General features: G+C 74.1%; 13 protein-coding genes. 9 read left to right on the top strand and 4 right to left on the bottom strand.

Annotation, left to right across the window (positions count from 1 at the left end):
- The first annotated feature begins 22 nt into the window (after nucleotides 1–22).
- From IH00_RS0105655 to IH00_RS0105665, 3 genes are all read left to right on the top strand, one after another.
- Complete coding sequence (locus IH00_RS0105655) at nucleotides 23–733, top strand: aquaporin (RefSeq protein WP_031070219.1); 711 nt, start codon at nucleotides 23–25, stop codon at nucleotides 731–733.
- Between the two features lie 67 nt (nucleotides 734–800).
- Nucleotides 801–1,475, top strand: a complete 675-nt coding sequence (locus IH00_RS0105660; RefSeq protein WP_031070221.1) for a SanA/YdcF family protein — start codon at nucleotides 801–803, stop codon at nucleotides 1,473–1,475.
- A 253-nt stretch (nucleotides 1,476–1,728) separates the two neighbouring features.
- Entirely contained in the window at nucleotides 1,729–3,807 is a 2,079-nt protein-coding gene (locus IH00_RS0105665) for a molybdopterin oxidoreductase family protein (protein ID WP_031070223.1), read from the top strand.
- On the opposite strand, the gene IH00_RS0105670 is transcribed toward IH00_RS0105665, so the two are convergent.
- The 3 genes from IH00_RS0105670 to IH00_RS0105680 form a co-directional block, all read right to left on the bottom strand.
- The gene (locus IH00_RS0105670; RefSeq protein ID WP_031070225.1) at nucleotides 3,764–4,204 is read right to left on the bottom strand and encodes a gamma-glutamylcyclotransferase family protein; all 441 of its coding nucleotides are present in this window, start codon (nucleotides 4,202–4,204) and stop codon (nucleotides 3,764–3,766) included. The genes IH00_RS0105665 and IH00_RS0105670 overlap by 44 nt on opposite strands.
- Complete coding sequence (gene cutA / locus IH00_RS0105675; protein WP_031070227.1) at nucleotides 4,201–4,521, bottom strand: divalent-cation tolerance protein CutA; 321 nt, start codon at nucleotides 4,519–4,521, stop codon at nucleotides 4,201–4,203. The genes IH00_RS0105670 and cutA overlap by 4 nt, the downstream gene beginning before the upstream one ends.
- A gap of 132 nt (nucleotides 4,522–4,653) precedes the next feature.
- The gene (locus tag IH00_RS0105680) at nucleotides 4,654–5,286 is read right to left on the bottom strand and encodes an NADPH-dependent FMN reductase (protein WP_031070230.1); all 633 of its coding nucleotides are present in this window, start codon (nucleotides 5,284–5,286) and stop codon (nucleotides 4,654–4,656) included.
- A 382-nt stretch (nucleotides 5,287–5,668) separates the two neighbouring features.
- Between IH00_RS0105680 and IH00_RS45225 the strand changes: the two genes are divergently transcribed.
- Together IH00_RS45225 and IH00_RS0105690 are read left to right on the top strand one after the other, a co-directional pair.
- Entirely contained in the window at nucleotides 5,669–6,328 is a 660-nt protein-coding gene (locus IH00_RS45225) for a hypothetical protein (protein ID WP_031070233.1), read from the top strand.
- A 96-nt stretch (nucleotides 6,329–6,424) separates the two neighbouring features.
- A complete protein-coding gene (locus tag IH00_RS0105690; protein ID WP_031070236.1) occupies nucleotides 6,425–7,039 on the top strand; it encodes a class F sortase in 615 nt (204 codons plus the stop codon).
- A gap of 128 nt (nucleotides 7,040–7,167) precedes the next feature.
- Here the strand turns inward: IH00_RS0105690 and IH00_RS0105695 are convergent, their stop codons facing one another.
- Complete coding sequence (locus IH00_RS0105695; protein WP_031070238.1) at nucleotides 7,168–7,950, bottom strand: sulfite exporter TauE/SafE family protein; 783 nt, start codon at nucleotides 7,948–7,950, stop codon at nucleotides 7,168–7,170.
- A gap of 238 nt (nucleotides 7,951–8,188) precedes the next feature.
- Here IH00_RS0105695 and IH00_RS0105700 point away from each other — a divergent pair, with 238 nt between their 5' ends.
- The 4 genes from IH00_RS0105700 to IH00_RS0105715 are packed head-to-tail and all read left to right on the top strand — an operon-like array spanning nucleotide 8,189 to nucleotide 12,838.
- Nucleotides 8,189–9,370, top strand: coding sequence for an NAD(P)/FAD-dependent oxidoreductase (locus IH00_RS0105700; RefSeq protein WP_031070240.1), 1,182 nt, complete (start codon nucleotides 8,189–8,191; stop codon nucleotides 9,368–9,370).
- A gap of 1 nt (nucleotide 9,371) precedes the next feature.
- A complete protein-coding gene (gene nirB / locus IH00_RS0105705) occupies nucleotides 9,372–11,882 on the top strand; it encodes a nitrite reductase large subunit NirB (protein WP_031070241.1) in 2,511 nt (836 codons plus the stop codon).
- The gene (gene nirD, locus IH00_RS0105710; protein WP_031070243.1) at nucleotides 11,879–12,220 is read left to right on the top strand and encodes a nitrite reductase small subunit NirD; all 342 of its coding nucleotides are present in this window, start codon (nucleotides 11,879–11,881) and stop codon (nucleotides 12,218–12,220) included. Before nirB ends, nirD begins: the two co-directional genes overlap by 4 nt.
- Nucleotides 12,221–12,253: 33 nt before the next feature.
- Nucleotides 12,254–12,838: a TetR/AcrR family transcriptional regulator gene (locus IH00_RS0105715; RefSeq protein WP_031070245.1), complete on the top strand. Its 585-nt coding sequence runs from the start codon at nucleotides 12,254–12,256 to the stop codon at nucleotides 12,836–12,838.
- Nucleotides 12,839–12,918: the final 80 nt, after the last annotated feature.

Here is a 12,918-nt window from a genome sequence, read left to right on the forward strand (position 1 = left end):
TACATCGGACTTGGGGGTACTCATGGCAACGGAGCGGGCCCTGCCCCGCCGCGCGGTCGCCGAATCGGTCGGCAGCGCGGCCCTGGTCGCCGTCGTCGTCGGCTCCGGATTGCACGCCAGCGGCCTCAGCGACGACATCGGCGTGCGGCTGCTGGCCAACTCGCTGGCGTCGGCGATCGGACTCGGCCTGCTCATCGCGCTGTTCGCGCCGGTCTCCGGGGCGCACCTCAATCCGGTGGTCACCCTGTGCGTCTGGTGGACGCGCCGCCGGGCCCGGGACGGACTGACCGGTCGCGAGGTGGTGGTGTACATCGCCGCCCAGCTGGCCGGTGCGGTCGCCGGCGCGCTGCTCGCCGAGGCGATGTTCGGGCGGGCGCCCGGCAGCTGGTCCACCCAGGTGCGGTCCGACGGGCACCTGTTGCTCGGCGAGACGGTCGCCACGGCCGGGCTGGTCCTGCTGATCCAGGGCCTGGACCGGATCGGGCGGGCGTCGCTCACGCCGGTGGCGGTCGCCGCGTACATCGGGGCGGCGATCTGGTTCACCTCGTCGGGGTCGTTCGCCAACCCCGCCGCGACGGTCGGCCGGTCCCTGACCGACTCCTTCACCGGCATCGCCCCGGCCTCCCTCCCGGGCTTCATCGCCGCACAGCTCGTCGGCGGACTGGTCGGCGCCGGGCTGGCGAACCTGCTGTACGGGCGGCGGCCGCCGGGGGCCGAGCCGGCCGCAGGCTGAACCGGCCGCCCGCTTTCCGCGTCTCGACGAAGGGACGCGAACGGGAACACCAGCGGGAGGTTCGTACATGCGACGCAGGTGGCCGCTGCCGCTGCCCAGGAGCCGGCGGGGCAGGCGGCGGCTGGTGCAGGGCGTCATGCTCGGGTGCGTGCTGGCGCTCACGCCCGCCACGTGGATGCACGCCGTCGCCGACGGCCGGCTGCGCAGCGCCGGCGAGGTCCCGGCGCAGGACGTCGCCGTCGTCTTCGGCGCGGGGCTGTGGAACGGCCGGCCGACGCCGTACCTCGCCCACCGCCTCGACACGGCGGCGGAGCTGTACCGCGGCGGCAAGGTGAAGGTGGTGCTGGTCACCGGCGACAACAGCCGCGCGGAGTACGACGAGCCCGACGCGATGCGCGCGTACCTGACGGACCGGGGGGTGCCGGACGGGCGGATCGTCAGCGACTACGCGGGCTTCGACACGTGGGACTCCTGCGTGCGCGCGAAGAAGATCTTCGGCGTCGACCGGGCGGTCCTGGTGACCCAGGGCTTCCACATCCGGCGGGCCGTGGCCCTGTGCCGGGAGGCGGGCATCGACGTGTACGGGGTCGGCGTCGACGAGCCGCACGACTCGGTCTGGTACTACGGCGGGGTGCGGGAGCTGCTGGCGGCGGGCAAGGCGGCGGCGGACGCGGCGTTCGAACCGGACCCGGTGTTCCTGGGCCCCGAGGAGCGGGGCGTCACCGAGGCTCTCGGCCGCTGACACCACGCCCCGCCCCGCCGGCGCCCGCGCACCCCCGCGCCCACACCCCGGCACCCCGACCCTGACACCACGCCCCGCCCCGCCGGCGCCCGCACACCCCCGCCCCCCGGTGGCGGGACCACCCGGGCCCGCCGCCACGCCCCTCCGCGCCCTGGCCGCTCACCGTCGCCCGAGCGCTCGATGGAGCCCGACGTACCGGAGGCGTAATGCGGGGGGTGCGTGGGCGTAACACGGGCGTCGCATGCTCGGGGGCATGCTCACCGCCACCACCCCCACGCACTGTCCGTACTGCTCCCTGCAGTGCGGCATGAACCTGCGAGCCGCCGGTCCGGGCGTCGAGGTGGTGGAGCGCGCGGACTTCCCCGTGAACCGGGGTGCCCTGTGCGGTAAGGGACGTACCGCACCCGCAGTGCTCTCCTCCCGGGTCAGGCTGGTCGAGCCCCTGGTCCGACGCCCTGCCACAGGCAGGCTCGAACCGGCCACCTGGGAGGAGGCCCTGCAGGCCGTCGCCGACGGCCTGCGGCGCACGCGGCAGGACCACGGGCCGGACGCCGTCGGCGTGTTCGGGGGCGGCGGGCTCACCAACGAGAAGGCGTACGCGCTCGGCAAGTTCGCCCGGCTGGTCCTCGGGACCTCCCAGATCGACTACAACGGCCGCTTCTGCATGTCCTCCGCCGCCGCGGCCCACCAGCGGGCCTTCGGCCTCGACCGGGGGCTGCCCTTCCCGCTGGAGGACATCCCGCGCACCGGCTGCGTGGTCCTCGTCGGCTCCAACCTCGCCGAGACCATGCCGCCGGCCCTGCGCTACCTCACCGAACTGAAGGAGAACGGCGGCAAGCTCATCGTCGTCGACCCGCGCCGCACCCGTACCGCCGAGCAGGCCGACCTCCACCTCGCGCCGCGCCCCGGCACCGACCTCGCGCTCGCCCTGGGCCTGCTGCACCTGGTCGTGGCGGAGGGGCGGACGGACGAGGAGTTCATCCGGGACCGCACGAGCGGCTGGGAGGACGCCCGCGCCGCCGCCATGTCCCACTGGCCCGCGCTCGTCGAGCGCATCACCGGAGTGCCCGTGCCGCAGCTGCGCGAGGCCGTCGGGATGTTCTGCGACGCCGCCGACTCGATGGTGCTCACCGCCCGCGGCCCGGAGCAGCAGTCGAAGGGCACCGACACCGTCGGCGCCTGGATCAACCTGTGCCTGGCCACCGGGCGCGCCGGGCGCCCCCTGTCCGGGTACGGCTGCCTGACCGGCCAGGGCAACGGGCAGGGCGGCCGCGAGCACGGCCAGAAGGCCGACCAGCTCCCCGGCTACCGCAAGCTCGACGACCCGGCCGCCCGTTCCCACGTCGCCGCGGTCTGGGGCGTCGACCCCGATGTGCTGCCGGGGCCGGGGCGCAGCGCGTACGAGCTGCTCGACGCGCTCGGCACGGACATCAGGTCGCTGCTCCTCATGGGCTCCAACCCCGTGGTGTCCGCGCCGCGTGCCGCCCACATCCAGGAGCGGCTGGAGTCCCTGGACTTCCTGGCCGTCGCGGACGTGGTGCTGTCCGAGACGGCGCAGCTCGCCGACGTCGTGCTGCCCGTGACGCAGTGGGCCGAGGAGACGGGCACCCTCACCAACCTCGAGGGCCGCGTCCTGCTGCGCCGCCGCGCGATCGACCCGCCCGCGGGCGTACGCAGCGACCTGGAGGTGCTGAGCGGACTCGCGGAGCTGCTGGGCTGGGAGAAGGGGTTCCCCACCGACGCCGAGGAGGTCTTCGACGAGCTGCGGAGGGCCTCGGCCGGCGGCCCCGCCGACTACGCGGGCATCAGCTACCGCCGCATCGCCGAGGAGGACGGCGTCTTCTGGCCGTGCCCCGAGCCCGCCCACCCCGGCACGCCCCGCCTGTTCCTGGAACGGTTCGCCACGCCCGACGGGCGGGCCCGCTTCGTCCCGGTGACCCACCGGGCCGCGGCCGAGGAGACGGACGACGAGTACCCGGTGGTGCTGACGACCGGGCGGGTCGTCTCGCAGTACCAGTCAGGTGCGCAGACCCGGCGGGTCGACGAGCTGAACGCCGCCGCGCCCGGGCCGTTCGTGGAGCTGCACCCGCGCCTCGCGCAGCGCCTGGGCGTCGCCGAGGGCGAGCCGGTGGCGGTGGTGTCGCGCCGCGGCCGGGCGGTGGCGCCCGCGCGGATCACGAACGGGATCCGGCCGGACACGGTGTTCATGCCGTTCCACTGGGCCGGGGAGGGCCGGGCCAACACGCTGACGAACCCGGCGCTCGACCCGACCTCGCGGATGCCCGAGTTCAAGGTGTGCGCGGTCCGTCTGGAACGGGCGACCGGCGCCTGAGCCAGTCGCCGCCCGCTATGGGGGCGCCGGGCTCCGCGGCGGCCGCGGCGACATAGACCCAGGCCCGGACCGTGACGCCGTCCCGTACGCGCACGACGTCGCAGGCCTCCCGCTCGTAGAGGTTGAGCGGGTGGCCCGGGCCGTAGTACTCCTCCAGGCGGTCGAGTACGGACAGCAGGGCGTCGTACCGGCCCGGCGCCGCCGTCACCAGCTCGCCCAGCACGCCGCCGCCGCCCGCGCCCCGCACCGCGTACGGGTAGCCGGGGCCGTCGCGCAGCAGCGCGCCCGGCAGCCGGGCGGGCTCCTCCGACGCCGTGCGGCCGTGGAGGAACAGCGCGTGGTTGCACTCGCCGGGGCGGAGCGTCCCGTACACGAAGAACGGCAGCTCCCCGGTCACGCGGACGTCTCCCGCTGCAGCCACGCCAGGTAGGCGGCGCTGCCGCGGATCACGGGCGTGGCGATGATCTCGGGGGTGTCGTAGTCGTGGACCGCGGTGAGGTGCGCCTCCAGCGAGGCGTAACAGGCTTCCGTCGTCTTGAACAGAACCTGCCACTCCTGGCTCGTCTCGATGGCGTTCTGCCAGTGGTAGACCGAGGTGACGGGGCCGGAGATCTGCGCGCACGCGGCGAGCCGCGCCTCCACCGCGCCACGGGCCAGTTCCCGGGCCTTGTCGGCGCTGTCGGTGGTGGTGAGGACGGTCAGGGCCAGGGTCACGGTCTCTCCTCCGCGTGTCGTCACGGCACGGCGGCGCGCGCACCGCGCCGCGTACCGCCGAGCGTACGCACCTCCGGCCGCCGACGGCCCGTCCCCCGCCCGTCCCCGGCCGGCCCCGTCGGCCCCCGCGTCTCAGCCCTCGTACGGGCGGACGGACTTGGCGTCCCGCAGCGCGTGCGCCCACCACGCGAGCTGGTCGAGCATCTTCTTGGCGGCGGCGTCGGGACCGCTGGGCTCCTTGTGCCGGCCCGTCTCGTCGAAGTGCCCGTGGGCGTTGTGGAAGGAGACGGTGTCGCGGACGGTGACCGCGTGCATCTCGGCGAAGACCTGGCGCAGTTGCTCCACGGCGCGCAGGCCACCGGACATCCCGCCGTAGGAGACGAAGGCGACGGGCTTGGCCTGCCATTCGGTGAAGTGCCAGTCGATGAGGCTCTTGAGGACGGCGGGGAAGGAGTGGTTGTACTCGGGTGTGAGGACGACGAACGCATCGGCGGCGGCCAGCTTGGGGCTGACCTCGGCGAGTGCGGCGCGAACGGCGGGTGCGGGCCGGCGGGAGAGCGTGGTGGGCAGATCCGTCGTGGCGAGGTCGACCACGTCGACGGTGAAGTCGTCGCGCTCGGCGAGCCGGGAGAGGAACCAGTCGGCGATGACCGGCCCGAAGCGGCCCTCGCGGTTGGACCCGACGATGACGGCGAGCCGGAGCGGCACGGGACGGGTCGTGGCGTGCGGCGCGGTCTGCTGCGTGGTGTTCGTTTCGATGTCCATGCCGAGAAGCCTCGTACCTCGACCAAACTTGAGGTCAAGCCCCGATTTTCAGCACCCTTCGCCGGTCCCTCCCCGGTCCCTCCCCCGGGCCTCCCCGGTCCCTCCCCCGGGCCTCCCCGGCCCCTCCCCGCGGCCGGCGGCCCGCCCGGCGCCGGCCGCGGCGCGGCTCACCCGTTCGGCGCGGACCGGGCCGGGCGCGGCGAATGAGCCCCGGAAGCCCGGCTGACCTGCGGGGACGCGGGCGACCGGGACCGGCACCACGTACGAACTGACGGCTTCTCAGCAGGCGGGGCGGGGAGCCGGGGCCTTACCCATGGGAACAAGGACATCCGCCCCGCGGTCACCCGCGCCGCGGACACCCGCCCTCGCGCCCGGAGGATCCATGCGCACCACCACCCGCCCGCTGACCGGTACCGCGCTGGCGGTCGTCTCGCTGGGAGCGCTCGCGACGCCGAGCGCGTACGCCGGGGACCTCGCGGCGCTGGAGGTCTACCCGTCGAGCGCGGCCCCCGGCGAGACCGTCACGGTCAACACCACCGCGTGCGGCAAGAACGGCCACGGTGTCGGCGACGCGGGCTCCCTGGGCGCGGGCGAGTTCAAGCTGGCCCCCGGCACCCACAAGGAGGTCGTGGTCGGCCAGTTCAAGGTGCCTCACCACACCAAGCCCGGCACGTACGCGATCAACGTGTCCTGCCACAACGGCAAGACGGCCACCGGGGACCTGGTGGTCGTCCACGGAGGAGGAGGCAAGGACACCGGCGGTAAGGACACGGGCGGTAAGGACACGGGCGGGCTGGACACCGGCGGCATGGACACCGGCGGGCTGGACACCGGTGGCAAGCACACGGGCGGCATGGACACCGGCGGGCTGGACACCGGCGGGCAGGGGGACGTACCGAGCGGGCATGTGAAGACCGGTGTCGGAGGCAGCGTCGGCCCCGACACCGCACAGATCGCGGCGGGTGCGGCCGTCCTGGCCGCGGCCGCCGTCGGCGGGGTCTGGCTCCTGCGCCGCCGGGCGAGCGGCGCGCAGGGCCGCTGACCCGCCGCTCCGCTCCCCGCCCCCGTCGCGCGCGCCCCGAGGCCGCGGCGCGGGCGGGGGGCACCACGCCGCACCAGCGTCATGGAGGGACGCCCGATGAGCAGAGGCAAGGGGTGGGGTCTAGCCGTCGCCGCCGTCGTCGGCGTGTGGCTCGTCCAGAACGGCTCCGCCGACGTCACCCCGCCCGTGCCGTCCGCCGCCGAGGCCTTCGCGGCCGGGCCCCACCGGCACACCGACGCCGCTGCCGCCCCCCTGCCGCCCTCCGCCCCGGTCCGCGTCCGCATCCCCGGGATCGACGTCGACGCGCCGGTCATGCGCCTCGGTCTCGCGCCCGACGGCAGCCTGGAGGTCCCACCCACCGGGAACCGCAACGTCGCCGGCTGGTTCCGGGACGGCACCCCGCCCGGCGCCAAGGGCACGGCGATCATCGCCGGGCACGTCGACAACGCCGACGGCCCTGCCGTCTTCTACGCCCTGGGCACGCTCAAGAAGGGCCACCGCATCGAGGTCGCCCGCCGCGACGGCCGCACCGCCGTCTTCACGGTCGACGCGGTCGAGGTGTACGACAACGACCGCTTCCCCGACCGCAAGGTCTACGGTCCCGCCGACCGCGCCGAGCTCCGCGTCATCACCTGCGGCGGCGACTTCGACGAGAAGACCGGCTACCAGGGCAACGTCGTCGCCTACGCCCATCTGATCGGCGTGCGCTGACACCACCCGGACCGCCGGGCCACCCGGCCCGCCACCGCCGGCCCCCGGGCCCAGCGCCACCCCGCCACCGACGGCCCGGCACCACCACCCACGGCCCCGGGCTCACCACCGCCCACGGCGGCCGGGGCTCAGTACCACTGGTCGAAGGCGAGCTTCGCCACCAGCGAGAAGACCACCACCAGGAGCACCCCGCGCACGAACTCCGCGCCCCTGCGCAGCGCCGTCCGCGCCCCCAGCATGCCGCCCGCCAGGTTGAACACCGCCATCACCGCGGCCAGCTGCCACAGCACGTTCCCCTGGTACGCGAACATCGCCAGCGCGCCCGCGTTGGTGCACACGTTCACGATCTTCGCGGTGGCGGACGCGGTCACCAGGTCCAGGTGGAGCACGGCGGTGAGGGCCAGCACCAGGAACGTCCCGGTGCCCGGCCCGAACAGCCCGTCGTAGAAGCCGATCCCGCCGCCGACGAGCACGACCGCCGTGACGATTCGGGCCCGCGTCACCGCGACGGTCGTCTCGCCCGTCCCGAAGGACGGGCGCAGCATCACGAAGGCCGCCACGCCCAGCAGCACCACCATGATCACCGGCCGCAGGACCTCGTTGCTGATGCCGCTCGCGAAGAACGCCCCGCCCATGGAGCCGGCGAGGGCCGCCAGCCCGACCCGTACCGCCGTCTTCACGGGCACCCGCACCGGCGCCCGGCGTACGTACGTCACGGCCGCGCCCGTCGTGCCGACGATGGCGACCGCCTTGTTCGTGCCGAGCACCTGCGGGGCGGGGACGTGCGGGACACCGAGGAGCAGGGCGGGCAGGAGCAGCAGCCCGCCGCCGCCCACCACGGCGTCGATCCAGCCCGCCAGGAGCGCGGCGGCGCAGAGGAAGAGGACGGTGGTCAGCGATATGTCGGGCATGGCTTCGACCCTAGGGACGGAATACGTGTGCCGTCCACGGAACGCGGGAGACTTGAGCTGCCTCTGAGGTTGCCGCCCCGGCCCTCCACCGCCCTCGTCCCCGCGCCGGCGCCCACGCCCCCACGCCGCCACCGCCCCCACCCCTCACCGCCCGCACCCCCCTCCGCTGAGGGCAGCTTTCCGTGCGCGAAACAAACGGGATGCGGCCGGGAAACACCGCCGACGCACGCTTCTGGACATGAGTTCACGGATCGTGGTGGTCGGCGGAGGCACGGCGGGCGCACGCCTCGCCGAGCGGCTGCCCGTCACCCTGCTCGGCGAGGAGCCGCACGCCCCGTACAACCGGGTGCTGCTGGCGGACGTCCTGGCCGGCCGGTACGGGCCCGAGGTCATCGCCCTGCCGTCCTCCCGCGGTGGCGGGGCGCGGCACCAGGTGCGGGTGACCGCCGTCGACCGGGCCGCCCGGGTGGTGCACTGCGCGGGCGGCGAGTCGTTCGCGTACGACCGGCTGGTCCTGGCCACCGGCTCCAACCCGGTGCTGCCGCCGCTGCGCGGTCTGGGCGGCGACCGGCTGCCGGCCGGGGTGCACGCGTTCCGGACGCTCGACGACTGCCTGGCGCTGGACGCGCTGGTGGCCCCGGGCGTGCGGGCGGTGGTGATCGGCGGCGGCCTGCTGGGCGTGTCGGCGGCCCGCGCGCTGGCGGCACGGGGCGCGGAGGTGGTGCTGGCCCAGCAGGGCGAGCACCTGATGGAGCGCCAGCTCGACGCGGCCGCGTCCGCGATCCTCCGCCGCCACCTGGAGGCGGACCTGGGCGTGGAGGTGCACACCGAATGCCGGGTGCGCGGTCTGCGCTGCGCCGGCGACGCCGTCGAGGCGGTCGAACTCGCCGACGGCTTCGTCCTCGACGCGGACGTGGTCGTCATCGCCTGCGGGGTGCGGCCGCGCGTCGGCCTGGCCCTGGAGGCCGGGCTGGACGTGCGGCGCGGGATCGTCGTCGACGACCAGCTGCGCACCTCCGACCCGTACATCCACGCCGTCGGCGACTGCGCCGAGCACGACGGACGGCTCTACGGGCTGGCCGGTGCCGCCCTGGAGCAGGCCGACGTCCTCGCCGAGGTGCTCGCCCACGGCACCGGCGCCTACCGCGGTACCCGCGCGCTGACCCGGCTCAGCATGGACGCCCTCGAACTGGCGGCGTTCGGCGAAGCCACGCCGCGGCCCGGTGACGACACCGTGCAGCTCGCCGACGCGACGAGCGGCGCGTACCGGAAGGTCGTCGTCCGCGGCGACCGGCTCGTCGGGGGCGTGCTGCTCGGCGATCTCGGCGCGGTCGGGGCGCTCGCCCGGGCCTGGGAGGGCGACGAGGCCCTGCCGGAAGCGCCCCTGCTCCACCTGCTCACCCATGACGGAGGCTCCTGACATGCCGAACAAGCCCACCATCGTCCTCGTCGGCCACGGCATGGTCGGCCAGCGCTTCCTGGAGGCCCTCGCCGACCGGGGCGTCACGGAGCGGGCGCGGATCGTCGTCTTCTGCGAGGAGCCCCGCCCGGCGTACGACCGGGTCCGGCTGACCTCGTACTTCGACGGCAGGACGCCCGAGGACCTCTCCATGGTCGAGGACGGGTTCATGGCGCGGCACGGGATCGAGCTGCACCTGGACGACCCGGCCGAGACCGTCGACCGGGAGGCGCGCACGGTGACGTCCCGCGCCGGGCACGTGGTGGCGTACGACACGCTGGTGCTGGCGACCGGTTCGTACCCCTTCGTACCGCCGGTTCCCGGCAAGGACGCGACCGGCTGCTTCGTCTACCGCACGATCGAGGACCTCCTCGCCATCGAGGAGTTCGCGAAGACGGCGAAGACCGGCGCGGTGGTCGGTGGCGGACTGCTCGGCCTGGAGGCGGCGGGTGCGCTCAAGGGCCTGGGCCTGGAGACGCACATCGTGGAGTTCGCGCCCCGGCTGATGCCCGTGCAGGTGGACGAGGGCGGCGGCGCCGCCCTGTTGCGCACCATCGAGAACATGGGCCTCATCGTCCACACCGGCACCGGTACGCAGGAGGTGCTCACCGAGGACGGCGCGGTCACGGGCATGGCCCTGTCGGACGGTTCCGTGCTCACCACCGACATGGTGGTCTTCTCGGCGGGCGTCCGGCCCCGCGACCAGCTCGCCCGCGACTGCGGCCTCACGGTCGGCGAGCGCGGTGGCATCGCGGTCGACGAGCAGTGCCGTACGTCCGACCCCGCGGTGTACGCGATCGGCGAGTGCGCGCTGGCGGCGGACGGCCGGGTGTACGGCCTGGTCGCGCCCGGTTACGAGATGGCGCTGACGGCCGCCGCGGCGATCGCGGACGAAGAGGGCCAGGCGTTCACCGGTGCCGACATGTCGACCAAGCTGAAGCTGCTCGGCGTGGACGTGGCCTCCTTCGGTGACGCGCACGGCACGGCGGAGGGCTGCCTGGAGGTCGTCTACTCCGACTCGCGCGCCGGCATCTACAAGAAGCTGGTCGTCGACGCGGACGGCGCGCTGCTGGGCGGCGTACTCGTCGGCGACGCCGAGTCGTACGGCATGCTGCGGCCGATGACGGGGACGAAGCCGCCGGTCGCGCCCGAGCAGCTGGTGCTGCCGGCGGGTGCCGGGGCGCCGGTGACGCTCGGCCCGTCGGCCCTCCCGGACGACGCGATCATCTGCTCCTGCCACAACGTCACCAAGGGCGCCATCTGCGCCTGCTCGTCGCTGCCCGAGGTCAAGAAGTGCACCAAGGCGGGCACCGGCTGCGGCAGTTGCGTGAAGGTGATCCAGCAGCTGCTGCCGAAGGCCGCCGACAGCGGCATGTGCGCCTGCTTCTCGTACACCCGCAGCGAACTGTACGAGATCGTCCGCACGATGCGGTTCACGTCGTACGGGGAGCTGCTCGACTCGCACGGCCGCGAGGAGGCGCGCGGTGGAGAGGGCTGCGAGATCTGCAAGCCGGCCGTGGCGTCGATCCTGGCGAGCCTGCACAACGAGTACATCCTCGACGGCGAGCGCGCCGCGCTCCAGGACACCAACGACCACTTCCTGGCGAACATGCAGCGCAACGGCTCGTACTCGATCGTGCCGCGCATCCCGGGCGGTGAGATCACCCCGGACAAGCTCATCGTGATCGGCGAGGTCGCCCGGGACTTCGGCCTCTACACCAAGATCACGGGCGGTCAGCGGATCGACCTCTTCGGGGCCAGGGTCGACCAGCTGCCGGCGATCTGGGCGCGCCTGGTGGACGCGGGCTTCGAGTCCGGGCACGCGTACGGCAAGTCGCTGCGCACGGTGAAGTCGTGCGTGGGACAGACCTGGTGCCGCTACGGCGTGCAGGACTCGGTGCGGATGGCGATCGACCTGGAGCTGCGCTACCGGGGCCTGCGCGCCCCGCACAAGCTCAAGTCGGCCGTCTCGGGTTGTGCGCGCGAGTGCGCGGAGGCCCAGTCGAAGGACTTCGGCGTGATCGCCACGGCCAACGGGTGGAACCTGTACGTCGGCGGCAACGGCGGTGCGACGCCGCGCCACGCGGACCTGCTGGCGCAGGACCTGTCGGACGCGGAGCTGATCCGGCTGATCGACCGGTTCCTGATGTTCTACATCCGTACCGCGGACCGGCTGGAGCGCACCGCGACCTGGCTGGAGCGGCTGGAGGGCGGCCTGGACCACCTGCGGGACGTGGTCGTGCACGACAAGCTCGGGCTGTGCGACGAGCTGGAGGCCCAGATGGCCGCGCACGTGGCGAGCTACCGGGACGAGTGGGCCGAGACCCTCCAGGACCCGGAGCGGCTGCGCCGGTTCGTCTCCTTCGTCAACGCCCCGGACGCGCCGGACCCGTCGGTGCGGTTCGTGCCGGAGCGCGGCCAGATCAAGCCGGACCTGACGGTCCTGACCCTGGAAGGGACTTCTGCCCGATGATGCTCGAACTCTCCTACGACGACGCGTGGCTGACCGTCTGCGAGGCCGCGGCACTGACGCCGGGGCGCGGGATGGCGGCGCTCCTGCCGGACGGACGCCAGGTGGCGCTGTTCCAGGACCGGGCCGGCCGGTGGTACGCGATCGACAACCGCGACCCGTTCACGGGCGCCCAGGTGCTGGCGCGGGGGCTGCTCGGGGCGGCGGCGGGGCGGCCGTTCGTGGCGTCGCCGCTGCTGAAGCAGCGCTTCGACCTGGAGACCGGGCAGTGCCTGGACGACGAGGAGGTGTCGGTGGCGGTCTTCCCGGTCCGCACCCGCCAACTCGCCCTGGTTTCTTGACCGTACGTTCCAGATAGCCGTAGAGTCCTGGTCGTGGCCAGGACCAAGGAATTCGATCCGGACGCCGCGCTCCAGTCGGCTCTCGAGCTCTTCTGGGAGCGCGGTTACGAAGCGACGTCAATGGCGGACCTCGTGGACCGCCTCGGCATCGGCCGCGCCAGCATCTACGCGACCTTCGGCAGCAAGCACGAGCTGTACCTGAGGGCGATGGACCGGTACGCCGAGACGCGCGAGCCGTCCCTGGTGGTGCAGCTGTCCCAGCCGGGCCCGGCGCTGCCGGCCGTCCGCGCGGTGATCCGCGGGTTCGCCGCCGAGGCGTCCTCGGACGAGGAGCGGCTGGTCGGCTGCTTCTTCACCAACACGGCGGCCGAGCTCGCACCGCACGACCGGGCGGCGACGCGCCGGGTCGAGATCAGCTGGGAGCACATCGAGACCGCGCTGCACTCCGCGCTGGTCCGGGCCCAGGCCCAGGGCGAGCTCCCGGCGGAGCGCGCGCCGCGCGCACTGGCCCGGATGCTGCTGGTCCTGCTCCAGGGCATACGGATCGTCGGGAAGGCGTCCGGGGACCCGGCCCGGGTCCGGGACGCCGCCGAGCAGGCGCTGGCCCTGCTGGACTGAGCCGGACGGCGGAAGAGGGGCGCCCCACGCCGGGGCGCTCCTTTTTCCGGCCCTTTTCCGGCCCTTTTTCCGGCCTTGAT

Origin of the sequence: Streptomyces sp. NRRL S-118 (genome assembly GCF_000716335.1) — a bacterium.
Taxonomy (GTDB): domain Bacteria; phylum Actinomycetota; class Actinomycetes; order Streptomycetales; family Streptomycetaceae; genus Streptomyces.